This window comes from Bacillus sp. 16GRE42, assembly GCF_019837435.1.
GTDB classification, from domain to species: domain Bacteria; phylum Bacillota; class Bacilli; order Bacillales; family Bacillaceae_G; genus Bacillus_A; species Bacillus_A wiedmannii.
Map to the genome: position 1 here is coordinate 36405 of NZ_JADAXF010000006.1, position 24631 is coordinate 61035.

General features: G+C 35.7%; 22 protein-coding genes and 1 pseudogene. 4 read left to right on the plus strand and 19 right to left on the minus strand.

Features of this window, described 5'->3' with window-relative positions:
* Nucleotides 1-9: 9 nt before the first annotated feature.
* The 3 genes from ILS93_RS24470 to ILS93_RS24480 all read right to left on the minus strand — a co-directional run bounded on the left by ILS93_RS24470 (nucleotide 10) and on the right by ILS93_RS24480 (nucleotide 2072).
* Complete coding sequence (locus ILS93_RS24470; RefSeq protein ID WP_061675087.1) at nucleotides 10-483, minus strand: hypothetical protein; 474 nt, start codon at nucleotides 481-483, stop codon at nucleotides 10-12.
* A complete protein-coding gene (locus tag ILS93_RS24475) occupies nucleotides 476-694 on the minus strand; it encodes a helix-turn-helix transcriptional regulator (protein WP_000154014.1) in 219 nt (72 codons plus the stop codon). The genes ILS93_RS24470 and ILS93_RS24475 overlap by 8 nt, the downstream gene beginning before the upstream one ends.
* A 112-nt stretch (nucleotides 695-806) precedes the next feature.
* Complete coding sequence (locus ILS93_RS24480) at nucleotides 807-2072, minus strand: 3D domain-containing protein (protein WP_064477067.1); 1266 nt, start codon at nucleotides 2070-2072, stop codon at nucleotides 807-809.
* A gap of 646 nt (nucleotides 2073-2718) precedes the next feature.
* Here ILS93_RS24480 and ILS93_RS29145 point away from each other — a divergent pair.
* Nucleotides 2719-3237: pseudogene (locus ILS93_RS29145) on the plus strand (methyl-accepting chemotaxis protein); the annotation flags it as partial.
* Between the two features lie 134 nt (nucleotides 3238-3371).
* Nucleotides 3372-4184 carry an undecaprenyl-diphosphate phosphatase gene (locus ILS93_RS24490; RefSeq protein WP_000434544.1) on the plus strand — a complete coding sequence of 271 codons (813 nt, stop codon included), beginning with the start codon at nucleotides 3372-3374 and terminating at the stop codon, nucleotides 4182-4184.
* A gap of 118 nt (nucleotides 4185-4302) precedes the next feature.
* Here ILS93_RS24490 and ILS93_RS24495 read toward each other — a convergent pair whose 3' ends face one another.
* Nucleotides 4303-4506: a hypothetical protein gene (locus tag ILS93_RS24495; protein ID WP_001268332.1), complete on the minus strand. Its 204-nt coding sequence runs from the start codon at nucleotides 4504-4506 to the stop codon at nucleotides 4303-4305.
* Nucleotides 4507-4678: 172 nt separating this feature from the next.
* Here ILS93_RS24495 and ILS93_RS24500 point away from each other — a divergent pair, with 172 nt between their 5' ends.
* Nucleotides 4679-5830, plus strand: a complete 1152-nt coding sequence (locus tag ILS93_RS24500) for a VanZ family protein (RefSeq protein WP_064477069.1) — start codon at nucleotides 4679-4681, stop codon at nucleotides 5828-5830.
* Between the two features lie 7 nt (nucleotides 5831-5837).
* Here ILS93_RS24500 and ILS93_RS24505 read toward each other — a convergent pair whose 3' ends face one another.
* From ILS93_RS24505 to bdhA, 6 genes are all read right to left on the minus strand, one after another.
* Nucleotides 5838-7151 carry a D-arabinono-1,4-lactone oxidase gene (locus ILS93_RS24505; RefSeq protein ID WP_064477070.1) on the minus strand — a complete coding sequence of 438 codons (1314 nt, stop codon included), beginning with the start codon at nucleotides 7149-7151 and terminating at the stop codon, nucleotides 5838-5840.
* The gene (locus ILS93_RS24510; protein WP_098102284.1) at nucleotides 7139-8311 is read right to left on the minus strand and encodes an amino acid deaminase/aldolase; all 1173 of its coding nucleotides are present in this window, start codon (nucleotides 8309-8311) and stop codon (nucleotides 7139-7141) included. Before ILS93_RS24510 ends, ILS93_RS24505 begins: the two co-directional genes overlap by 13 nt.
* A 111-nt stretch (nucleotides 8312-8422) precedes the next feature.
* On the minus strand, nucleotides 8423-9424 hold the full coding sequence (sph, locus tag ILS93_RS24515) for a sphingomyelinase C (RefSeq protein ID WP_098537750.1): 1002 nt from the start codon (nucleotides 9422-9424) through the stop codon (nucleotides 8423-8425).
* A 74-nt stretch (nucleotides 9425-9498) separates the two neighbouring features.
* The gene (cerA, locus tag ILS93_RS24520; protein ID WP_000731009.1) at nucleotides 9499-10350 is read right to left on the minus strand and encodes a phospholipase CerA; all 852 of its coding nucleotides are present in this window, start codon (nucleotides 10348-10350) and stop codon (nucleotides 9499-9501) included.
* Nucleotides 10351-10614: 264 nt separating this feature from the next.
* Nucleotides 10615-10959, minus strand: coding sequence for a potassium channel family protein (locus ILS93_RS24525; protein WP_000948235.1), 345 nt, complete (start codon nucleotides 10957-10959; stop codon nucleotides 10615-10617).
* A gap of 118 nt (nucleotides 10960-11077) precedes the next feature.
* Nucleotides 11078-12130, minus strand: a complete 1053-nt coding sequence (gene bdhA / locus ILS93_RS24530; protein WP_000645834.1) for a (R,R)-butanediol dehydrogenase — start codon at nucleotides 12128-12130, stop codon at nucleotides 11078-11080.
* Between the two features lie 226 nt (nucleotides 12131-12356).
* On the opposite strand from bdhA, the gene ILS93_RS24535 reads away from it, so the two are divergent.
* Nucleotides 12357-13535 (plus strand): MFS transporter, encoded by a 1179-nt coding sequence (locus tag ILS93_RS24535; RefSeq protein WP_222661559.1) that lies wholly within the window; start codon nucleotides 12357-12359, stop codon nucleotides 13533-13535.
* Between the two features lie 283 nt (nucleotides 13536-13818).
* Here the strand turns inward: ILS93_RS24535 and inhA2 are convergent, their stop codons facing one another.
* The 9 genes from inhA2 to ILS93_RS24580 form a co-directional block, all read right to left on the minus strand.
* A complete protein-coding gene (inhA2, locus tag ILS93_RS24540) occupies nucleotides 13819-16218 on the minus strand; it encodes a M6 family metalloprotease immune inhibitor InhA2 (RefSeq protein ID WP_222661560.1) in 2400 nt (799 codons plus the stop codon).
* 317 nt (nucleotides 16219-16535) lie between these two features.
* The gene (gene fsa, locus ILS93_RS24545) at nucleotides 16536-17183 is read right to left on the minus strand and encodes a fructose-6-phosphate aldolase (RefSeq protein ID WP_000667669.1); all 648 of its coding nucleotides are present in this window, start codon (nucleotides 17181-17183) and stop codon (nucleotides 16536-16538) included.
* Nucleotides 17184-17217: 34 nt separating this feature from the next.
* Nucleotides 17218-18144 (minus strand): ribose ABC transporter substrate-binding protein RbsB, encoded by a 927-nt coding sequence (rbsB, locus tag ILS93_RS24550; RefSeq protein ID WP_064477075.1) that lies wholly within the window; start codon nucleotides 18142-18144, stop codon nucleotides 17218-17220.
* 14 nt (nucleotides 18145-18158) lie between these two features.
* Nucleotides 18159-19094: an ABC transporter permease subunit gene (locus ILS93_RS24555; RefSeq protein WP_001074641.1), complete on the minus strand. Its 936-nt coding sequence runs from the start codon at nucleotides 19092-19094 to the stop codon at nucleotides 18159-18161.
* 2 nt (nucleotides 19095-19096) lie between these two features.
* Nucleotides 19097-20581, minus strand: a complete 1485-nt coding sequence (gene rbsA / locus ILS93_RS24560; protein WP_064477164.1) for a ribose ABC transporter ATP-binding protein RbsA — start codon at nucleotides 20579-20581, stop codon at nucleotides 19097-19099.
* Between the two features lie 18 nt (nucleotides 20582-20599).
* On the minus strand, nucleotides 20600-20995 hold the full coding sequence (gene rbsD / locus ILS93_RS24565; RefSeq protein ID WP_098103201.1) for a D-ribose pyranase: 396 nt from the start codon (nucleotides 20993-20995) through the stop codon (nucleotides 20600-20602).
* Nucleotides 20992-21888, minus strand: coding sequence for a ribokinase (gene rbsK, locus ILS93_RS24570; RefSeq protein WP_064477077.1), 897 nt, complete (start codon nucleotides 21886-21888; stop codon nucleotides 20992-20994). The genes rbsD and rbsK overlap by 4 nt, the downstream gene beginning before the upstream one ends.
* Before the next feature lie 13 nt (nucleotides 21889-21901).
* Nucleotides 21902-22873 carry a ribose operon transcriptional repressor RbsR gene (gene rbsR, locus ILS93_RS24575; RefSeq protein WP_000104028.1) on the minus strand — a complete coding sequence of 324 codons (972 nt, stop codon included), beginning with the start codon at nucleotides 22871-22873 and terminating at the stop codon, nucleotides 21902-21904.
* A gap of 137 nt (nucleotides 22874-23010) precedes the next feature.
* Nucleotides 23011-24624 carry an MDR family MFS transporter gene (locus ILS93_RS24580; protein WP_064477078.1) on the minus strand — a complete coding sequence of 538 codons (1614 nt, stop codon included), beginning with the start codon at nucleotides 24622-24624 and terminating at the stop codon, nucleotides 23011-23013.
* Between the last annotated feature and the right edge of the window lie 7 nt (nucleotides 24625-24631).

Here is a 24631-nt window from a genome sequence, read left to right on the forward strand (position 1 = left end):
GGTTTCTTTTTAAGCGATTTTATTTCGATATAAGGATACGTGAAAAATTGTCATTTGAATAAAGAAAATACTAAATGCAATATATATTGGATATGCAGGAACATATAGATTAGCAATTGGAGAAAGAGTTAAAAAACCAACCGCACAAGGCAACACGTACCATAGTGACATAAATGTAGTACGACAAGCCTTTTCTGTAATTGCCTTTTCCCTCTCATCCTCTTGAGGAAATAATAGTGGAAACATCCAATACGAGAGCTCTTTATATTTTTTCTTTTGAATTTTATAAAGAACAGTCGATACAATACCAAATATTAAAAGTAATCCTAGCGGCATTAAACTCAGTGAAATTTCAGATGGTACTCTCTCCGTTTGAATAAAATTAGCGACTTCAATAGTAAAATAATACAACTCAATAAACGCCCAACCTGCTAATACCATTAAAAGTACATTTAGCATATAAGAAAATACGAGTCTATTCATCCTCTTTCCCCTCCTTATTCAAAACAAACACATCTTCCATCTTTAACTGAAATACATCGCAAATCGTAAGTGCTAATAACAGTGAAGGGACATAATCCCCTTTTTCAATTGCCGCGATTGTTTGTCTTGTCACTCCAACCTTTTCTGCTAATACACTTTGCGAAAAATTAAACCGAGCTCTTAATTCCTTCACTCTATTTAAAATGGTCAATTTTACCACCTCTCACCGTCATTGTATGCTATCCTTAACAAAATGTAAACTTAACTTAACATTATAATTACAAAAAAATCCAACTTTACATATTGTAAAGTTGGATTACATGTTAATTTAAAATTGTAAGCTTAACATTTTTTCTGCCCCATTTACTAGATGAAGCTTTATCTGGCATTAAAACATCAATTTTGTGACCTTTAATCGCGCCACCAGTATCTGCTGCAATTGCTTCTCCGTATCCTTCAACATATACGCGAGAACCTAATGGGATAACAGATGGGTCCACTGCAATTAATTTCATTCCTGGGTTTGCAGTTAGGTTATAGCCTCCCCATGCAGAATATACTTGTTGACCTGGTGCATAGCCATTTTCACCTGGATCTGCTGTATAAGCTGTTGCATGTACATAGATTTCTCTTCCACCAGCAGCTGGTTTAGATGGTTGTGCAGGTTCTACACTTGAATTATTATTTTTAGTTTGAGCTGGCTTACTAGCTTGCTCTTGCTTTTGCTTTTGTTTTTCAGCAACATCTGCCTGTGCCTTAGCTAAAGCTTCTTGCTCAGCCTTTGCAGCTGCTTCTGCTTTTGCACGCTCTTCTGCAGCAATTCTTGCTGCTTCTTGCTCACGAGCAATTGTTTCTTGAACTGCTTTCATATTTGATTCGATTTTAGCTTTTTCTTCTGCTGCTAAATTAAGTTGGCTTGCAACCTGATTATATTTAGCTTGAACTGTTTGTAAGTTAGCTTGACGCTTTTTCAAGTTATCTTGCAACTCAGCTTGTGCTTTGGCTAATTTTTGTTTGTCTACTACTAAAGATTCTTCTTTTTCATCAATTGTTTTCTTATCTTCTTCAATTTGACGAAGATCTTGTTCTTGTAGACGTAAAATTTCTTTATCTGCTTCTAGAATAGTAGAAACTGCGTTCATACGTTGTAAGAAATCTGCAAAGTTTTTTGACTCTACTACAACTTCTACTACTAAACTTGTATTTGAACTGTTTTGAACAGAAACCATACGTTTTCTCATAATATCCTTACGAGCAAGGACTTTATCCTCTAAAACGACAATTTCATTCTTTTTTTGCTCAATCTGCTTATGTGTTTCATCGATTTTACGTTGAATAGCAGCTTGATCCTCTTTATTTTTTGCAATTGTATTATTTAAATTATGTAGTTCGTTTTCGATACCTTGAATTTCTTTATTAACAGCTTGCTTCTCTTGCTCTTTCTTTTGCATCTCTGCATCGTTTTGCTGCAATTGCTGTTGCATGTTGTTAAGTTTCTCGTCGTTTGACTCTGCTTTTACAGCGACTGTACTAGAAAGACTGATAATGCCTGCTAATACTAGACTACTGATTCGCTTAAAATAGTTCATAATCCGACTCCCTTCTTATACAGTTATACATGATTTATTTTACAGTTTGTTTACAATACCATTAAATACAGTTTATTTTTCATGACGAAAAAAAGGGAATTATGCATAAAATGTAATAGATTCTTAAATATTTAACAATTCCTATATTTAAAAATTATAAAAGATGCTAAAATCCAAATATAGAGAAAATATAACTTCTAAAGGCGGTTGAAATAAATATATGTTTACTCAAAAGAAATCACTCCAACATAAAATTGATCAATTAGAAAGTCGTATACAAGAACTAGAAGCAGAATTAAAACAAAAAGATATTGAAAAACAAGAGATCATTTCTTCTATTCACGACCGTGTGCAAAGCGTCGTTCAAGAGCATCAACTCGTAAATAATCAACACCATACACTTCAAAATTTAGTTCAACAATTAAATTCATGTTTCGAAAATGTTTCAACGCGTACAACACATTCCAATGAATTGAATAATGAAATGTTACAAAAAGAACAAAGCTTAATTCAGTCAATTGAAGAAATCATTGACTGTTCTAATGAAGGAAAAGAATCTGTTCATCGTTTACTTATTGTAATTAATAAATTAGGTGAACAATCTCAGCGCACGTCTAATAGTATGAATCATTTAAGTGAGCGCTCAAAAGAAATCGAGCAAATTGTAGAAGTCATCCAAAACATTGCAGCACAAACAAATTTACTTGCTTTAAATGCGAGTATTGAAGCTGCACGTGCTGGAGAGCACGGTAAAGGATTCGCTGTCGTTGCCAATGAAGTAAGAAAACTAGCGGAAAGTACAGCCGAAAGTACAAAAAACATTGGTAACTTAACGAAAAAAATTCAAGAAGAAATTGAAAAAGCATACGATAACACAAAAGATAATTTGCATTTAGTCGATGAAGGTGTAGAAATGAGTGCCGATACAAACGCTAGAATTGAAAACATTTTAATTATGATTCAAACGTTACAAAGCGGTGCTACAAATGTTATTAAAGCTATCGAAAACCAAAAATCTTGTAATGATGATATATTACGTGAATTCGCTAATACACAACAAATGTTCCAAAAATTAAATACTACTATTATGAACCACATTCATGATGCCGAAAAAGTCGATGTTCAATTGACTAAAGGTCTTCAAGAAACAGCGGCTTCTCATTAATAATAAAAACCCCTTATAGCGCGCTATAAGGGGTTTTTATTATATTTCGAATATTTATTTCTTCTCAATATTCATCCGTATCTTTGTTATAATGAACAAGTTGTTTCTTTCGACTAATAAACAAGGAGGTTTTTATGGAACAATTTCATTACATTTTAAAATATTTAATTCTTGGTCTGTTCCAAGGACTAACAGAACCAATTCCGATTTCTTCAAGCGGTCACCTCGTTTTAGCACAACATTTGCTAGGACTAAAAATAGAAGGGTTTAGCTTCGAACTACTTGTTAATTCAGCTTCATTATTAGCTGTATTACTTATTTATAGAAATGATTTAATTCGTCTAACGAAGAATGGTCTATCTTATATATTTACAAGAGCAGAAGATGCAAAATCAGATTTCTTCTTTATTATTTACCTTGTTATTGCGACCATTCCAGCAGGCGTTATTGGTGTTTTATTTAAAGACTATATCGACCAGTACTTAAAAGGCGTGAAAATGGTTGGGATTTCCCTTCTTATTACTGCTGTCGGCCTTTGGATTATTAGAAACTTGCGTGGACGTAAAAATGATGGCGATCTTTCTATGAAAGATGCAATTATCGTCGGATTAGCACAAGCTTGCGCACTAATTCCTGGAATAAGCCGATCAGGTGCAACAATCGTCGCAGCGATGTTACTTGGTATGAAGCAAGAAACAGCTCTTCGTTTCTCATTCTTACTGTATATCCCTGTTAGCTTAGGTGGTTTATTACTAAGTATTACAGACATTGCAAAAGATCCAAACCTAGATACATTATTCGTACCATATGTCGTTGCATTTATCGCAACATTTATCATGACGTATATTTCTTTAAAATGGTTTATGAACATTATGGCAAAAGGAAATTTAAAATATTTCTCTTTCTATTGCATTATCGTAGGTGTACTTACTCTTATTTTCTTATAAAATGAAACTTACAAATCGAAAAGAGAGTCATTCTATTAAACTAGGATGACTCTCTTTTTTATATTTTTATAATGATAAAGCCCCTCTTACCTTTCTGTACAGTAAGAGGGGGCCCCTTTTATGCGTATACTTTCTTTTCTTGACAATACAAACGAATAACATGTTTATTTTGTTGAAATACATCATGCGTTAGGCGGATAATAATAAAATTTCGTTTTGTTTGATCATCATGAACAAAAATCTGTTCTCCCTCCTGAAAACGCCATGCACTTTCAAAAGTTGTAATATGATCCCCACTTACAGAAAAAAGCTCATACCGCATATCTTGTACCCTCTCTCAACTTATAATAATCACAATATCCTTATATTAAATTTAGTATAACTTAATCCCGTTTAAATTTGAAATTTTTTCTATTTAGAAATATTTTAATTTTGTTTTAAAGTTCTTTTAACGTTATAATGATAAACGAATTTTCATTGAAAGGAGCTTCATTTTGACTGCATATTTATTTCCAGTAAAAACAGCATTTATTTTATTTCCTATTTTAGCAATGTTTCTGTTAATCCCATTTTTAATATTTAATTATCGAAAATACGGTTATTTAAATAAATGGCGCTCATTTATTTTGTATTCATTACTACTCTATTTATTAAATGCCTATTTTCTTGTTATTTTGCCGTTACCACAAACGTATGATACTTGTAGCCTACAACCGGCTAATACACAGCACATGCAACTCTCACCATTTTATTTCATACAAGAGATTAGTAATCATACATCGGCAATTTTAGCGAAACCAACTACTTATTTCTATTTATTAAAAGAATCTGCGTTTTTACAAGTAGCATTTAACGTTCTATTAACCGTTCCATTCGGTGTTTATCTACGTTATTATTTCCGACGTAGTTTCTTACAAACAGTTTGTATTTCTTTTTGTCTTTCACTATTTTTCGAACTGACACAGGTGACTGGACTATACGGTATATACAATTGTGCATATCGCTTATTCGATATCGATGATCTATTTTTAAACACATTAGGCGGCGTAATTGGTTTTATCATTGCACCAATATTTACGTACTTCCTTCCGAAAACAAGCGAATTGGATAGTCATATTGATTTGGAAACAAAACCAGTCGGATTCGTTCGTCGTCTTATCGCTATGCAAATTGATTGGCTGTTCTTATCTATCGTTGTGCCTGTCATTAAAAATAAAGGAAATTCTCTATTTATTTCTAATGTCCAATCTTACACAAATGTATACGAACTCTTTTTCATTACATGTTCAATCTTTATTTACTTTATTATCATTCCATACTTTACGAATGGAAGAACAATAGGAAAAGCGTTGCTTCGGATTTACATTAAAGGACAAGCAGAGCGTATTACACTAAAAGAATTATTCATTCGTTACGGGATATTCTATTTCATTTTAGGCGGAATCAATTATATTCTTTCGAGTAGCTCTATCTTAAATCATACAGAGCCTTTAGTATTACTAGTTATACTATTATTCCAATTTGTAATTAACGGTCTATTTATTATTCATGTTTTATTACATGTATTTAGTCGTGATAAATTACTATTTTACGAGCGTATTAGTCAAACAAGAAATGCGATCATACTAAAAAAAGCTGACAAGTAATACTTTGTCAGCTTTTTTTCATAATCGTAAATAATTTTTCTGTGTAAGGATTTGAAAATATTTCTGCTTCATCTAGTAACTTCCTCGCCTTTAGAAACGAATGCATTTCTGGATATATATTTTGTAATTTTTCGTACGTTAACGTATGCATTTTCCCCCAATGCGGGCGTCCTTCATACTTTAGAAAAATTTTCTCTACCTCACCAAAATAAGCAGCATACTTCATACCTTTATACATATGAACAGCAATATACGCTGAATCCCTTCCATACGCTGGACTGAGCCATATATCATCCCTTTTCACATAACGGCATTCAATTGGGAAGTGCACTTTATATTTTTTCTTTTCAATAAGGTTTGAAATCTCTTCTACAACGGCCCGCATATATTTTGAAGGAACACTATACTCCATTTCATAAAATGGAACCGCACGCGATGTAGCAAATACTTCATAACTCGGACCAACTATCTTTGTATTCGGTACAGCTTTAGCCGATAATCGACTTACTCCTTTACTTATAGAAGGAAACCATTTACATCCTTTAGATAACAAAGAGAACATCTTATTTTCAAGCAACTCTACCTTTAGTTTATGCCATTTCAAGTCACTTTTTTTACCCGTTGTTTCGTTTGTAAATTTTACTTGCACTTCATCTGAATAAGGAAAAACGAAAAATTCAAAATGGCGATTCTTCTTATATTCTTCTAGCTTGTTCATTACCGTAGATAATGACTGTTTTTCACTTTTATAAACGAGTGAATAGGCTGGAATAACCTTCAATTTTATTTTTACAATGATACCTAACATTCCAAGCGACAACTGAAAGGCTCTCCAATATTCCACATTCTCAGTTTCCGAACAAACTATACTCTCACCTGTAGATAAAACTGCGGTAATCTCTATAACTTGTGTTGATAAACTTCCAAAGGTAATCCCCGTTCCATGAGTCCCTGTACTAATCGCTCCTGCAATAGATTGTGAATCAATATCCCCTAAATTTTCTTGTGCATAACCTTTTTCTTCAAGTAACTTCCCTAAATCATGTAACTTTGTTCCTGCCCATACTTCGGCAACCATCTTCTCTGCATCAATATCCAAAATACCTTTCAATTTATCTAAAGAAACTAAAATTTCTTCCGTTTGCACAAGAGGTGTAAATGAGTGTCCTGAACCGACAACACGAATTTTCTTCCCTTTTTTTCGAGCAAGCCCTACAACTTCTACTACATCTTGTATACTTTCTGGATACATCGTATAATGCGGCGTTCCTTCTACATTCCCTGTCCAATTTCTCCATTTTTGTCCCTTTATAGAAAGCATTGACCATCCCCCCGATATGTTGAATACTCCCCAACAATCTCTCCTTCTTTCACACGGTATAAAAAAGGAAAACGCTCACATAACTCACCAGCTTTACTATGGCGAAACAAGATAGAATCTCCTATCTCTACTCGTTCCTCACCGTTATAAAAAATCGGTGTTTGCACTTCGCCAGCGCCTTCTAAAGCTAATAGTTTGGCACCATTTGGTCTCCAAATCTCAGGTTCTTTATCTTTACCAATTGCACCTGAGGCAATATATCCACCACCTAGACAAGTGTAAATAGATGGGGCTGGTTTACGCACAACTGGTAAAGCAAATCCGACAGCTGGATGAAATTGCACCTCTTTATAATAATCAAACAGCTTCGGGGCATAAAAAGCAGAACCTATTGTAATCTCCGAAACCGCATTATCTTTCTCGGTTGTTTTTATACTTCCTGTGCCTCCCCCATTTATAAACCTTAGTTCAATACCTAGGTTTTGTATTTCTTTTACGATATGTCCTCTTCTGTCTTTAATTTCTAAAACCGATTTCTTCTTTAAATACGAAATTACTTTACTTTTCACTCGCTGATTCGGTATGTGATCTCCTACCCCAGCAATTTGGGCTTCATATCCCATTACACCATCTAGTATTAAACATGATGATTCTTTCACCCTTTTTACTATTTTCAAAGCACCTTGCACATCTTTTACTGGTGATCTTTTGACCCCAAAATGAAATTGAAAAAAATAACTACTCATATCAATATCCAAACAAACACGAAAACACCCTTTAGATTTCTCAGCAATTTTTTCTAAATAAACAATATGGTCTTCACAATCCACCATACAAGTTATAATGAGCCCTTGCTTTGTTAGCAAACTTATTTCATGTAAAGCTCTTTCATCATAAGCAGGATATCCGAGCAATAAATCATTGAATCCTTGTTCAATTAAAAACAAAGCCTCCCTAGGTGAAAAACACATAATACCTTGAAATCGATCATTTGCAGCTAAAACCTTTCGCATAACCGGAACAGAACGTAACGATTTACTCGCTATACGAATCTTCTTATTTCCACTTAATTCTATAATCGATTGAATATTTCTATCTAAAGCCACCTCATCCAAAAATGCACACGGTAATGGAACTTCTTTAAAAATTCCTCTATCCACATTTTTTCTCTCCTCTTCTCTATATGTCTTATACATATTGGAAAGAAAGTTTAAATTTCCTCTTACAAAATAAAAAAGTTTCTTCCTATTTAAGAAGAAACTTTTTTAGGACTACTTCATAGAAATAGTCGCCTCTACTGGATAATGATCAGAATAATCATCATACGTATATTTTTTGAGCCATGATGTAACAGTCCACTGTGGAGATTTCGGTTGTAATACTTTATTCTCTATAAATGATGGATTCGCATGATCTTTACTTGCAATAATATAATCTAAATGTTCAGCAGGGCTATCAGGGAAATTATATTTCGCAATACTGTTTGTCGTCGCATCCCAAGTTGCTGTATGTCCTGTATAAGATGGAATAGAAGCGTGCAATGTTTTGAACATGGATGCGTACTCTGAATCACTATTGTTCTCTGCATTTATTTTGTTCACGTTCATATCACCACCAAATAGAACGTACTCGTTATTTGGTATATTCTTATTTTTTATAAAATCTTGAATTTCTTTTAACTGATTTGTACGTACAGATGCAGGTGAAGTTTTTCCGCACATACTATCTTCAGCCTGCAAATGCGTCCCAATTACATGAACGAAACGATCATTTTTCTTAATTTTCGTGTATACAAATCCTTTATTCGATAAATTATCTGGCCCGCATCCTTTTGCAAATACATATTGAACCTTTTCAACGATCGGCCATTTGCTCACGATTGCAACTCCCCCATCTTCAGGAGTTGAAGATGAATAGCTACCTAACGTTTTATCCCATTCGTTTCCGTTACTACGGCCTAATACCGCTGTTTGATTTGGATATTCTTTCTTCAAATTCCCTAACAAACGATCTGATGCGCTATTATCAAACACTTCATTTAATATAACTACATCCTGATTCTTAATATAATCCGCTGCCCCAATTAAATCAGCACGCTCGCTTTGTCCCCAGTTCGGATATAAGTTTGTTGATAGCATGTACACGTTATGCGTCATCACTTTCAAAGTGTTATTTTGATCTGTAGACATCTCTGCCTGAGCTGAAGATCCTCCGTATAAAACTCCTAAACCAATTCCAAAGCTAAGTACACCTTTTAGCAAATTACCTTTCACGTTTCATACCTCCATGTGTATAGTGATAAAAAGGCCAAATACTCTATTATGAGATTTGACCTTTTTTTAAATACTTAACGATCTCCGTACGTATCAAACCAAAGCTGAATGTATCCGGCAGTAACACGTTGTGCATCCATTAATCGCTTACCTGTCATTGGTGTAACTTCAGCGCGCCATTTATCTGCATATTCTTGTGATACAGCTGCTTTTACGAACCAATCTTTCGTATTATCATTTACAATTCCAGAGTAATCTTGTTTCGCTGCTACTGCCGCTCCATGAATCCACTCTTCTGGATTTGTACCTTTCCAGTTCCAATATCCATTTCCATCCGTTACTTTATAATTATCTTTTATCGTATCTACAAAGTTTTCATATTTAGAATGGAATCCTTGTGGGTATGAAAGATTTGTAAAGTTTGCCGCATGCATCGGTTGGTTTACATCTCCTAAATAATGAAGAGATAATCCTAAATAGAAGAATGCTTGTTTCATATCTTTATTTTTGTATGACTCACCAGCTAATTTAAAATATTTAGCCCCAGTTTCTTTTGCCTGCTTTGCAAATGGAATATATGTTTTTCCATTGTCTGGATCATAGAAATGTGAAGCAAATGTGCTATTATCATAATAAGGATTTTCATAGTCAGCAGCGTAAATACCGTTCTCTAACTCTGTACGCCATTCATTTAATTGTGCAACTCGATCTTGTTTTACAAGTGTTGTATTGCGAGACATAATATCAATGGCACGGTTTACAATCCATAAATGAGAGTTTACGCCTTCTTTATGCTTATCTTCAGCAGACCAGCGGTGAACTATTTTTATTTTACTTCCCCCATCATTTTCATGTGCAAATGCAACACTTTGTAATGGCGCTACTAATGTAATAGCTGCTGCTAAAGCAAGTACTTTCTTTTTCATCTGAAATCCTCCATTTTATAATTGAATTATTGTAAACTTTTTGTTAGGATCCTAAGATGTCGTCCGGTTAACCTATGACTAGAATATCCCACCTTTCATGAAATTTCTATCAATAAATTAAAATATGCAAATTTTCATATCATTATAACTTTATACATAGTGAATATAATGAATGAATGCACTTATATTGTAATAAAGTATTGTTAAGCTACTACGAATGATTGTCAAAACTAATGTAAAAAAAGAGTAAAGCATTCACATGCTTTACTCTTTTTTTCTATTCGATAATATACTTGGCAGTTGTACATTAACTGCCAACTTATGAATAAATCCAAACACTAATCCAATCCCAATAAATATGTATAAGATTGTAAATATCTTTCCGAAATCAGTTTGCGGACTAAAATCCCCATCACCGACAGTCGTCAACGTGACCACACTAAAATATAAAGCGTCAAGAGGACGTAATCCTTCAACTGTACTATAAAAAATTGTACCAGATGTTAATGTTAAAAATGTTAATACGAATAACACTTGAAATTCTTTATCTTTCCACGCTCGTAAACAAGCTTTTAGCATTCGTTTCAATGTCAACATAAATGAAAGCATTAGACTACCCCTTCCAAACAAAATACCTGTAGTTAAAGGAAAGTCTATCACCTTTCTGTATAGAAAAAAAGTAGCCCTCTTCTATTTCTAGAAAAGGGCTACTTTTTACTATTCTCTATTATTTAGGTGAAACAAGAATTTTCACTTGTGTTTTATCTTTTACAAGTGCTTCAAATCCTTCTTCAACAACTTGATCTACTGTGATTTTTTTCGTAATTAATTTCTCTGCTTGAATTTGGCCAGAGCTAATTAATTTAATAACAGCTGGGAAGATATGACGGTATCCAAGAATACCGATAACTTCTTTTTCTTTTAGTACAAGGTTGTTTGGCGTAATTGTCGCATCTTTTTCCCACACACTAACAATTACAGTTTGTCCTTCAAAGCTTGTACTTTCAATCGCTTGACGAAGTACTACTTCGACACCTGTTACTTCAAAGCTCACATTTACACCTAAACCATTTGTTAAGTTACGAATTTCTGCTAGTACATCTTGAGTAGCTGGATTTAATACATAATCCGCACCTGCTAATTTTGCTAACTCTTGACGTTCTTTAGAAAGTTCTACTGCAATAACAGGAGTTGCTCCTGCTGCTTTAGCTGCTTGAATGACAAGAAGTCCAATTGGACCACAACCAAATACTGCTACAGCTTCCCCTTCTTTTAATTTACTTTGACGTACTGCATGAACTGCTACCGCTGCTGGTTCTACAAGTGCACCTTGTTCATACGTCATTTCATCAGGAATATGGTGGACCATATCTTCTGGTACTACTGTATATTCAGAGAAACCGCCGCCTTCTCCGCCAAGACCGTGGAAAACAAGTTGTTCACAAACATTGTAATGTCCATGTTTACAAGCTTCACATTTACCACAAGAATAAATTGGTTCTACAACGACGCGATCTCCCACTTTATGAGAAGTAACGCCTTCACCGATTTCAACTACCTCACCACTAAACTCATGACCTAAAATAACCGGTGCTTTTACGTGTGTTAATGGGTGCTCTTCGGTTGGAATAAAAATAGGTCCTGCTAAATATTCATGCAAGTCTGTTCCGCAGATACCACACCATTTCACTTTAATCTTAACTGCTCCTGGTCTTACAGTTGGTTCTGGTACTTCTTCTACTCGTACATCGCGTTGATTATGCCAAAGTAATGCTTTCATTTTATACATCCCTCTCTACGTATATACTTAACCTGGTGAAGTTTACAAATCTATTATAATACTTCTATCCATATATTTCAAAAAAACAATATCATTTCCACTAAATTTTAACAAATAACGTTCAATATTTTGTCACTTTGTACTTTTTTCCACATCTGTTAATGCTAATTTCATTGCGGTTGAAATTAGCATTATGCCATAATAGCAGAGGAGAGGTGAATATCGCTTGAAATATTTTATTTACTTTATTGTTATCGTAGCGTTTCTAGATACATTTTCACAATTACCTATTATGAGTACGTTCGCTCAAAGTCTTGGAGGATCTCCTCTTATTATTGGGCTAGTTGTCGGTATGTACTCATTCGCTAATATGATCGGTAATATTATTGCTGGCGCTGCTGTCGATAAATTTGGTGCAAAAAAAATACTTTATATAAGCATGGGACTTACGAGTTTCATAGTCTTGTTATACACCGTTGTTCAAAGTGGTGAACAACTATTAGTTGTGCGCTTTATGCACGGCTTTAGTGACGGATTTTTAATTCCTGCTGCCTTTACGTTTTTATCAAAACAAACAAGTTCAGCAAGACAAGGTAAGGCAATGGCTCTATCTGGTGCTGCTGTTGGAACAGCGGCAATTGTAGGACCTGCTTTCAGTGGAATTATGAAAGCAACTGCTGGTATAGAGTGGGTGTTCATTACCATTTCTATTTTAATGGTCCTTGGTACAATCGTATCTCTATTCTTCTTACCAAATAACGTATCAAGAAAAGATACTTCAAGAACACAAATGGTGAACAAAGAAGATATGATTGAACTATTGAAATCAGAACCGTTATTGCAAGCATATATTGGTGCTTTCACGCTAATGTTTTCACAAGGAATTGTCACGTATATGCTACCAGTGAAAGTTGAGGCATTAGCACTTAAAGCATCTACAACAGGCATGATGTTAAGTGTATTCGGCATTACCGCTATCCTCTTCTTCTTGCTGCCAACAAACCGTATTTATGATCGATTTAATCGTTCAAAACTCATGCTAATTGGTATTGCAGTAATGGCATTTGCGTTATCATTACTTGGATTATTCGCAACAAAAGGTATGCTCTTTATCGTTATGATGATTTATGGCATTGGATTTGCTATCCTTTTCCCATCGATAAATGCATTACTTGTTGAAAATACGACAGATAATAAGCGCGGAAAAGCATTCGGATTGTTTTATGCTTTCTTCTCATTAGGAGTTGTTGCTGGATCCTTTACAGTTGGTGTAATCGGGGCATCCCCTAGCGTCAGCTTCGTTATCGGAACTGCATTCTTATTAACATTCGCTGGAATGATTTATGTAAGAAGCAAAATAAAAAGTAAAGCAAAAAGCAAAGTAAAAAAGACAATGATGGGATAACTCCATCATTGTCTTTTTTCGCCTAATCTATATTACTTTTGTATATAAACAAGTAATACTGTAAATAAACTTATGTATAAAGACAATACTACATTTCTCCTTTTACAAAAAAAGTGTATAAATACCGATGATACTTCGACAATTTCCTCGGAAATATTTCCTATCCCCACATAATTTGATACACTACATATGAACAGAAACTTGTATTACATAGGCTAAAATAATAACTTACTGTACAAATTAAAAAGCACATTCTCCATAGGAAGAATGTGCTTTTATATTATTAACGTTTAATCCAAACAGCGCCTGCCGATTTATCGTCTGCCTGTCCAACAACTTGGAATTTAAGTCCAAGGTTTGGAACTTTTCTTCCTGCGTCTGCAATTTGTTTGTTACTATATACTTTTGAATCATCAAAAGTTGTAACACCTTGTAATCCAGGATAGTTAAACTGTCCACGTGTTAATGAATTTACACTCCATGCTGGTGTTTGATCAAATGAAAATGCAGCGTCTGCAATTTGCATGCCTGTATTACCATACGCTGGTTTCCCGTTTAAATTACCAACAAGTGCTTCTGGATGAGAGTCTACAACACCAAGGAAGCCTTCACCTGGATGCACCCCAACCCAGTTATCTTTAAAGCTATCATCTGCATACCAAACGACAAGACCTGTATTATACACTGGACCTTTTCCTGCTTTTAATCCGTTATCTGACCCCGCATAGTTTCTCCACTCTAGGTAGTAATAATGAGCTTTCTTCTCTGTTCCATCAGAAACAACAAAACCATTTACATTCATTTTAGCCTGTCCTTCTGTATCATCAGAAAATACAACTTGTCCATCAACAGTTACATTTACATTATCCATCGCAAAACCTTTATATGTTACAGCAGGATCTGTAATATAATCGAATTGCAGTTTCACCTTTTTCCCTTTAAATTGACTTAAATCATATGATTTATCCATCCATTTCCCATCTGTTGTATCTTTATCTTCTTGGACTACTTTTTCTCCAAGTCTCTCAATTAATGTTTTCGTTCCATCTTCTGTTACTGCATGTACTTCAACAAAATCACACTCTGCTTCTAACTCATAATTTGCTTTATAATCGAATTTTGCATTTGTTCCTTTTGTTAAATCAATGAATGGTGTTTCTAATGTTGTATGCATATCATCGCCTCTTGTACTATAATATGCATGCTTTCCAAACTCCGGTTTAATCGTTTCAACACTTTTACCTGGTAAGTTAACACGTACAACGCCTGGACGATTGGATTTTGTAACACTTTGATCAATATATGTAGGAACTCCTACTCCACGCTTAATTTTATCGTAATCTACTTCTAAAATTTTTGCCCAGTTGCCACCCATATTCTTTTGTAAGAAGTCTTTATTTTGTGGTGAGAAACTAGTTGGCTCTGTTCCTGCAATTTTCCCTGTCCAACTACCTCCACTCATTAATGACCACGCTTCGACAGGTGAACCAGTTCCAGTATATTTCGTGTCATATTCATCAGGTAAGCCAAGATCATGTCCAAATTCATGCGCAAATACACCTACTGCTCCATCCTCTGGTTCAATTGTATAATCATGCGCCGCTACTTTTCCACCAAAGTAATCTACCTTTGATTTTGTACCTTCAACCGCTACTGGATCTATTGCTAATTTTGAACGATGTGACCAAATTGCATCATCACCTAATTTACCGCCACCAGCTTCTTGACCAACGCCAGCATGGATTACCATTAAATGATCAATTACACCATCAGGTTCATTTTGATTTCCATCACCATTTGTATCATATCTATCAAATTGATCAAATTGAGATAAATCTAGCCCTTTCTCAGCAGCTGCATGTAAAGCTTCTTTCACTAAATCACGTGCGCCTTTTGGCCCTTTATTATCGTGACCACTACTACCATCAGCACCGTAGTCAGACGCTTTTCCTGGAACAGTTAGCCATTCCGTTACATATCCATCCGTCTTATAACTTCCGCCTGATTGCTCTTCATAATATTGTTTAAATGTTTTTACTTTCGAACCATCAAATAATGTGTACGGTTCATTACCAAATAACATTTTTTGATAATGCTCTCTACTAAAGTCATTCGAATACATATACCCTGGTGTTTGATCAATATTATTATGTTTATAATCACTAAATTCAACGAGTAATACTAATACTTTATCAGTTCGAACTGACCCTTTATATGGCGCTTGCTTTGCTTTAGAAGTTGGGACTTGCCCATTCAATTGTTTTTTATTTGGTTCTGGCTTTTGCTCAGGGCTAACATTTTTTTCAGGTTTTTTTACCTTTTCCTTTTCTTCCATTTTTTTCTCTTTTACTTTTTTCACAAAATCAGATGCCTCTTTAGCAGTATCCGCTGGTAGGATTTCTTTATTTGCCTGATCGCCTTGTTTCTTTTCAATATACTTTTCTACAGCCTTTTTCGTCTCTTCTTTGGAAGATGCTGGATTAATTGTTCCTCTTTCTTTCAACGCTTCCGCTAAACGATCTTCTTGAATTAAATTGTAATCAATTGGTGTTGTAGATACATTATCTTTCTCTTTTGCTGGCGTTTCTGCGTATGCTAGCGGAGTACTCATTACAGATGTGCATCCGATAATTGCCGCAATTGCTAAAGATGATAGCACTTTAAATGGCGCTTTTCTTCTCATTCTATTTCTCTCCTTTTATAAAACTTAAAATTCAGATAAATTAGTGCATTTAAATCGAAATCCCTACTTTCTGCCCTCCCTATATAAAAAGGCATAATTCTATAAACGTTAAGCTTTCTGTTATAGAATCATGCCCCTCCAGTTTTCTGGTCAGAACCTCTACCTTTTTATGTCGAAATATGAAAAATAAAAAGTGATTTGATATATATTAAATAGCTTATATAACAAATTTAAAAGACAATATGCAAAATTGCATGAAAATTCTTTTAAATAAAAAAAGAACCCTAGTCAATTAAACTAGGATTCTCGATTTTCTATTATTTCTCTTGTGTTTTTTCCCAATCAGCTAAGAATTTCTCAATTCCTTGATCTGTTAATGGATGTTTCACTAATGAAGCAATTACGTTTGCTGGGATTGTTGCAATATGTGAACCGTTTAATGCTGCTTCTGTTACGTGAACACTGTGACGTACAGATGCTGCAATGATTTCTGTTTCAATGCCGTGAATTGCAAAGATTTCTGCGATTTGGCGAATTAAGTCCATACCGTTATGACCGATATCGTCTAAGCGACCTAAGAATGGTGAAACGTATGTTGCACCAGCACGAGCTGCAAGTAATGCTTGAACTGCTGAGAATACTAATGTAACGTTTGTACGAATTCCTAAGTCAGAGAATGCTTTTACTGCTTTTAAACCTTCTGTTGTCATTGGAACTTTTACAACAACGTTTGGAGCAATTTTCGCTAATTCTTTTCCTTCTTCAATCATTTTATCAGCTTCTAAGCTAATTACTTCTGCGCTTACAGGTCCTTCTATAAAGCTGCAAATTTCACGAATACGCTCGTGGAAATCTACGCCTTCTTTTGCTACAAGTGATGGGTTTGTCGTTACTCCAGCTACTACGCCTAATGCATTTGCCTCTTTAATTTCATTAATGTTTGCTGTATCAATAAAGAATTTCATTTATTATTCTTCCTTCCTAATTTTCATTTTATATTTATTTATTTTTCTTAATAAGCTCTAATTCAATCGGAATAGATTTGTCCACTTTTTTACCTTGCGTGATCTCTTTTGCTGTTTGCATCGCCTTCTCTCCGATTAATTCCGGTTTTTGAGCAACTGTTGCAGCCATACGCCCATCTTTAACCGCTTTTACAGCATCTTCTGTCGCATCAAACCCAACAACGACTACATCCGTTTTTCCAGCAGATTTCAATGCTTCAAGTGCACCTAATGCCATCTCGTCGTTATGCGCAAACACAGCTTTAATATCACCATTTGCTTGTAAAATGTTTTCCATAACAGATAATCCTTTTGCTCTATCAAAATCAGCCGCTTGTTTGGCAACTACTTTTAAAGATTTATCAGCTACGTTATGGAATCCTTTCCCACGTTCACGAGCAGCAGAAGACCCAGGGATTCCTTCTAACTCAGCAACGTTTGCTCCCCCGCCAACTAATTCACGAATGTAATCACTGGCCATTTGACCACCTTCGATATTATTAGAGGCAATGTGAGAAACAACCTTACCTGAATTCGCAACGCGGTCTACTGTAATAACAGGAACATTTGCTGCATTTGCCGCACTTACTGCTGAAGCAACAGCATCTGAATCGGTCGGATTAATAACAACTACATCGACACCTTTTTGAATTAAATCCTCAACATCGTTCGTTTGCTTTGCTGCATCATTTTGTGCATCAACAGCAATCAATTCAATACCGCTTGCTTTCGCTTGCTTTTCTGCACCCTTTTTCAAAGTTACAAAAAATGGATTATTTAAAGTTGAAACAGAGAATCCAACTTTAATAGTTTTATTTCGACCTTTATCGCTAGAATCCTTTGCCCATTCTGGTGGTTCCATTGAACAACCAGCAGTAATGACCATAATACATGCAACGAGTATAAGTAACCATTTCTTCATGAACTTTCCCTCCATTACGCTTCTTTTCGACGATCAATTAATACAGCTAGTAAGATTACAAGCCCTTTTACAACTTGTTGGAAGAAAGAAGATACACCTAATAAATTTAAACCATTATTTAGTACACCGATAATTAGTACACCGATGAATGTACCAACAATCCATCCTCTTCCCCCAGAAAGACTTGTTCCACCTAATACAACTGCTGCAATTGCATCTAATTCGTAAGAAGTACCTGCAGTTGGCTGTGCAGAATCTAGTCGTGATGTTAAGACAATACCTGCAAGCGCTGCCAAAATTCCGGAAAGACCGTAAATCATTACTTTAATTCTCGTAACATTAATACCTGATAGTGCTGCTGCTTCTTCATTTCCACCAATTGCAAATGTACGGCGACCAAATGTCGTTTTCTTCAAAATGAAGTACAGTACTGCGAAAGCGATCATCATTGTAACAGCTGGTACCGGAATACCAAGAAAATAACCGCGGCCAAACATTTGGAACATTAAATGATCACCAAGACCAGTGATCGGACGTCCGTCCATATAAACAAGCGTCAACCCACGAAAAATAGTCATTGTTGCTAAAGTTGCAATAAATGGAGCTACTTTTCCCTTCGCTATGATGATACCGTTTACAATTCCCATTACAAGACCAGCTAATAATCCAACTGCCATCGCAAGGAACGGGTCCATGCCACTTGCCATCATTCCAGCAACAAGTGCACTTGATAATGCTAAAATAGAACCTACCGATAAGTCAATACCCCCTGTTAAAATTACAAAGGTCATTCCGAATGCAATAAGCGCATTAATCGATACTTGACGCAGTATATTAAATAAATTTGGAATTTCAATAAATGCTGGATTTAAAGCTGTAATTACTACAATAATTAATACTAGTCCAATTAAAGACCCAAGTTGTTGTAATACATTCCCCTTCTTAGCCATCCTTACTCTCCCCCTGTAGCTAGTGCCATAATAGACTCTTGTGATGCCTCATCTTTCTCTAAAATGCCGCCGACTTTTCCTTCATGAATAACAAGAACACGATCACTCATCCCTAAAACTTCTGGAAGCTCAGATGATACCATAATAACGGCATCTCCTTGCTCAGTAAGCTTATTCATGATAGAGTAAATTTCTTTTTTCGCTCCAACATCAACACCTCTTGTTGGCTCATCTAAAATAAGTAACTGCGGGTGGATACCTAGCCATTTCGCGATTACAATCTTTTGCTGATTTCCACCAGAAAGAGATTTCACCGCTTGCTCTCCACTAGATGCTTTCACATTAAGTAGCTTCATCATATCCGCTGTAAACTGTTGTTCTAGTTCGTTACTAAGGACACTTCCCTTTGAAAGACTTTCTAAATTCGGTAAAGCTAAATTTTCTCGGATTGAGAAATCTAAAACTAACCCTTCAGATTTTCTATCCTCTGTAATGAAAGCTATTCTTTGTCTAATCGCATCTATCGGACTATCAATCTTTACTTCTTGTCCATTAATAAAAATTTGGCCAGAATCTAAAGGTTCGTATCCAAATATCGCTTTCATAATATCTGTACGGCCAGCTCCCATCAAGCCAGCAACACCAAGGATTTCACCTTTTCTAATTTGAAACGAAACATTTTCAAACTTCCCTTTTTTCGTTCCGTTACGCATTTCAAAAATAACATCACCAATTTGACTATTTCGCTCCGGGTAACGTTCACCAATGCTGCGCCCCACCATCATACTCACTACTTCATCAAACGATGTTTCCGGAATTAATCTCTTTCCTACGTATTCCCCATCACGTAAAATCGTAATGGCATCACATATTGAAAAGATTTCTTCCATTCGGTGTGAGATATAAACGAACGAAACGCCTTCTTTACGTAATTTATTAATGACAGTAAACAACGTTTCAATTTCACGATCTGTTAATGCAGCTGTCGGTTCATCCATAATAATAACGCTCGCGTTTGTCATTAACGCTTTCGCAATTTCGATAATTTGCTGTTGTCCAACCGATAACTCTCCTGCCAACATAGCACCTTTTACATGTAACCCTAACTCCGCTAGTTGCTGCTGCGCAATCGCGTTCATTTGACGCGTACGTAAAATACCTGTCTTCCCATACATTAACTCTTTACCGAGAAACATATTTTCAGCTACTGTTAAATTCGATAATATGTTCAATTCTTGATGTATAAATGCAATACCGTACTCTTCAGCTTCTTTCGCATTTTTAAAAGTTCGTTCTTGTCCATCAATCGTGATGGTTCCACCATCTTTTTTGTATACACCTGTTAAAATTTTCATAAGCGTTGATTTGCCCGCTCCATTTTCCCCCATCAATGCATGGACTTCCCCTGTTTCAATCATAAACTGTGCATTCTTCAAAACAGGATTACCATTGAACGCCTTTGAAATATTTTTCATTTCAATACGCATTCCCATCACTTCCCTTTATTAAAAAATCACGCCTGCATGTAAAATTACATTGGCATAAGGCGTAGCCTCTCCTGTACGAATAATCGCCTTCGCTTTCTTCGTGTGCTCTTTAAATTGTTCATGCGATACATATTCAAATGCTGGTCCTATTAATTTCAGCTCGATTTCTTTATTTACTTCCGCATTATTGTTAATGATTTCTTCTGCTAACGTTACTTTTTCAATTGCCATATCATCAGCTACCACTTGCAATACGTCTAAAAAGCTAGGTTTTCCAATCTCAACTGCTAAATCAATTCGTTTTACTCCGTGAGGAATTGGTAACCCGCAGTCTGCGATTACAATTGTATCTGTATGCCCAAGTGAAGCAAGGACTGATGCAATCTCACTGTTTAATACACCGTGCTTTTTCATCCGACAATCACCTGCACTTCACGTACTCTATCTCTCGTTGGCATACCGCCCTGTGCTCCAAGTTTCGTTACAGAAAGGCCACCAGCAATATTCGCAAAACGAATTGCTTTTTGAAGTGTTTCTCCTTCAGAAAGCGCAACTGCTAATGCACCATTGAATGTATCACCAGCTCCAGTCGTATCTACTACATCAACAGCGATGCTAGGAACATGCACAATCTCCGTACCATTATGGAAACGAACACCTTTAGAACCTTCTGTCATCAATAGTTTATTTGGATATTTAGCCAGTAAATCTTCAATTGGTGATGTGAAATCATCTAATACGATGCGGCACTCATGTTCATTTGGCGTAATATAAGTTGCCTTTTTTAAAATATCTTCTGATAACACTTGTGCTGGCGCTGGATTTAACATAACTGGAATATTATGCTCCTCACAAATAGCCAATACATATTTTACTGTTTCAAGTGGAATCTCTAGTTGAAGAACAACCATATCTGCTTTTATAAGAAGATCTTTTGAACGATCTACAACCGACTCATTTACATGAGCATTCGCCCCTTGCACGACAACAATACTGTTATCCTCTTCTGCTAAAACGATATGAGCAATTCCTGTCGCCGCATCTGTAACCGGTACCACATAGTCGATAAAAACGCGTTCGTTCTCTAAATTGCTCCTAACTACAGTTCCATAATTATCGTTTCCAACTGCTCCAACCATTGCTACATTTGCGCCTAATCTAGCTGCAGCAACCGCTTGGTTTGCCCCTTTCCCTCCCGGGATTGTATGAAATGCTTCACCAATTACTGTTTCTCCTGCTTTCGGACGTTTTTTTGAAACAGCCACTAAGTCCATTGAAATACTACCTACTACTGCAATATTTGGCATCTGTTTCATCTCCTTACTTCGTTGTATTTCGTTCTATAATTTCAATCGGTAAACGATAGTGTTTCTCTTCTAATACGTTTCCTTCCATCTGCTCTAACAACAGCTCTGTTGCAATTTTCCCCATTTCATAAATTGGCTGTGCAACAGTTGTAATAGATGGATACATCATTTCTGTTAAAGAAATTCCATCGAATCCGATAATTTGTAAATTATCCGGAATAGAAATCCCCTTTTGAAGTGCAGCCTTTACAATACCTATTGCAATTAAATCATTTCCAGCAACAATTCCATCAATATGTGGGTATTCTTCTAATAATTCCACCGCTACACGCTCACTATTAGCTGGATCAAATGTACTCTCTGCAATCATATAAGAAAGATTATTTTGCGTAATAACGTCTACAAAACCTTCAAAACGCTCATTAGCCGTGCTTACGTCACGCGGTCCGCGAATATGAGCAATATGTTTACAGCCTTTATCTATTAATAACTTTGTCGCTGCCTGACTCCCTGCATAGTTATCTGCATATACAGTAGGAATACGCTCATTAAACATACGGTCAATTGCAACAACTGGAACAGACAACTTCATGTAATTAACACTATTTTGTGGATTTGTTGCTACAATAAATCCATCCACATTATTTTGCCTAAGTACATCAATATATTGCTTTTCTTTCTCTAAGCTCTCATCAGAGTTACAAAGGACAACTGTGTATCCTTGCTTATGCGCTACATCTTCTACGGCACGTGCAACTTCTGGAAAGAACGGATTCACGATATTTGGAACAACTAAGCCAATTAAACGAGATTTTTTGTTATACAGTGAACGCGCTACTGTACTAGGTTTATAATCTAGCATCTCAATTGCTCGCTCTACTTTCTTTAATGTATCTTCATGAACATATCCATTTTTATTTAACACTCTGGAAACGGTCGCAACAGATACTCCCGCTAATTTTGCAACGTCTTTAATCGTACTCATTCTCTTCCCTCTCCATTTCGTGTAACCGTTTACAGAAAATAATATAACGTATTTCTAGAAATACGTCAATCATTTCTCACGAAAAAGCTTTTAAGGTTATACTCAAAAAAGCACCGCCATAAGGCGATGCTTTTTCATTACGAATACGATACAGTTTGTTCTTTGTCCTCTGCAGCTGGCTCTTCAGCGTCTTTTTTACGATCTGACAGTTTAATCTTCTGTAAGAAAATCGTAAAGATAGCACCTACTACGATAAATACTAATCCTGTTAGGAATACAGTATGAAGTGAGTCTACTAAAGAGTTTTTCAAAATCGGTACAATGCTGTTAGCGAATGCTTCTGGCATTTGTTTTAATGCCTCTGGACTAAATAGCATCGAATATAAACCTTGCGGGTCTGTATGAATCATATCTTTAAATTTCGTTACCATTTGTCCCGCTTCTTTCGGGAACGTATCTAATACAGGTACTAATTTATTTGTTAATGTTGTACCTGAAGTGTTGTTCATAATTGACCCTAAAATTGTAATACCAAATGTTCCACCGATTTGACGGAAGAACTGACTTGATGATGTTACGACTCCAAGATCTTTTTTCGGGAAACTTTCTTGTAACGCTAATGTTAATGTCGGCATAACAAGACCCATTCCTAAACCGATAATACTCATATAAAAAGTAGCAGTAAGTTTAGTCGTGTGCATATCCATCGTTGTTAATAACCAGAAACCACCAGCCATAATAAGCATCCCTGTAATAATTTGTGGTTTCACACCAACTTTTAATACAAGTTGACCACCGATAATACTCATAACAATCATTGTAATCATCATTGGTGTCATAATTGTTCCTGATTCAGCAGCACTTACTCCTACAATTCCTTGCATGAAGAATGGTACAAACATAATCGCACCGAACATTCCGATACTCATAAAGAAACCAATCGCATTCAGTATTGTAAACGTGCGATTTTTAAAGAAATGCATCGGTAAAATTGGTTCTTCTGCTTTCGTTTCAACGATAACAAAGCTAACAATACCAATTAGAGCTAATGCAAATAAACCGATAATTTGCCAAGAATCCCACGGATAATCTTTTCCGCCAAACGTTAATGCAAGTAATAAACTTACAACACCGAGAATCATCGTAAAGATTCCAGCGATATCAATTTTGATCGGTCCTGTTTGTTTATGTGACTTTAATCCCATTGCAATAAAGATTGTTGCTAAAATACCAACTGGTAAGTTAATGTAGAATACCCATCTCCAGTTCACTGCGTCTACAATCCAGCCACCCACTTGTGGTCCAATTACAGAAGCAAGACCGTATAACGCACCAAAAATACCTTGCCATTTCGCACGTTCTTTTCCCGTAAACATATCTCCGATAATAATCATAGCCATTGGCATCATAATACCGCCACCAAGACCTTGAATACCACGGAAAATAATTAATTCTGTCATACCATTTGCCATACCACATAACGCCGAACCAACCATAAAGATAACTAGTCCCGTAATATATACGTTACGACGGCCAAGTAAATCCGCTAATTTACCTGCAATTGGTACAACTGTCGTTGATGTTAACATATAAGCTGTTGTTAACCACGTCATTAAGCTTAATCCGCCTAGTTCACCGACGATACGCGGCATTGCTGTACCAACGATTGTTCCATCTAATGCAGCAAATAGCATCGCGATTATTAAACCGATTAACAGCAACTTTCTATTTATGTTTTCTTGTTGCTCCATGTAATCT

Bases quoted from the DNA above. Each gene is read 5' to 3' on its own strand.
- ILS93_RS24480 (WP_064477067.1), bottom strand. From the start codon at position 2,072: ATGAACTATTTTAAGCGAATCAGTAGTCTAGTATTAGCAGGCATTATC.
- cerA (WP_000731009.1), bottom strand. From the start codon at position 10,350: ATGAAAAAGAAAGTACTTGCTTTAGCAGCAGCTATTACATTAGTAGCG.
- ILS93_RS24505 (WP_064477070.1), bottom strand. From the start codon at position 7,151: ATGCTTTCTATAAAGGGACAAAAATGGAGAAATTGGACAGGGAATGTA.
- ILS93_RS24555 (WP_001074641.1), bottom strand. From the start codon at position 19,094: ATGGCTAAGAAGGGGAATGTATTACAACAACTTGGGTCTTTAATTGGA.
- ILS93_RS24470 (WP_061675087.1), bottom strand. From the start codon at position 483: ATGAATAGACTCGTATTTTCTTATATGCTAAATGTACTTTTAATGGTA.
- rbsK (WP_064477077.1), bottom strand. From the start codon at position 21,888: ATGCCAAATATTGCAGTAGTAGGTAGTATTTCAATGGACTTAGTGGCT.
- ILS93_RS24490 (WP_000434544.1), top strand. From the start codon at position 3,372: ATGGAACAATTTCATTACATTTTAAAATATTTAATTCTTGGTCTGTTC.
- ILS93_RS24525 (WP_000948235.1), bottom strand. From the start codon at position 10,959: ATGCTTTCATTTATGTTGACATTGAAACGAATGCTAAAAGCTTGTTTA.
- rbsB (WP_064477075.1), bottom strand. From the start codon at position 18,144: ATGAAGAAATGGTTACTTATACTCGTTGCATGTATTATGGTCATTACT.
- ILS93_RS24580 (WP_064477078.1), bottom strand. From the start codon at position 24,624: ATGGAGCAACAAGAAAACATAAATAGAAAGTTGCTGTTAATCGGTTTA.
- inhA2 (WP_222661560.1), bottom strand. From the start codon at position 16,218: ATGAGAAGAAAAGCGCCATTTAAAGTGCTATCATCTTTAGCAATTGCG.
- fsa (WP_000667669.1), bottom strand. From the start codon at position 17,183: ATGAAATTCTTTATTGATACAGCAAACATTAATGAAATTAAAGAGGCA.
- rbsD (WP_098103201.1), bottom strand. From the start codon at position 20,995: ATGAAAAAGCACGGTGTATTAAACAGTGAGATTGCATCAGTCCTTGCT.
- rbsR (WP_000104028.1), bottom strand. From the start codon at position 22,873: ATGAGTACGATTAAAGACGTTGCAAAATTAGCGGGAGTATCTGTTGCG.
- rbsA (WP_064477164.1), bottom strand. From the start codon at position 20,581: ATGCGTATTGAAATGAAAAATATTTCAAAGGCGTTCAATGGTAATCCT.
- bdhA (WP_000645834.1), bottom strand. From the start codon at position 12,130: ATGAAAGCATTACTTTGGCATAATCAACGCGATGTACGAGTAGAAGAA.
- ILS93_RS24495 (WP_001268332.1), bottom strand. From the start codon at position 4,506: ATGCGGTATGAGCTTTTTTCTGTAAGTGGGGATCATATTACAACTTTT.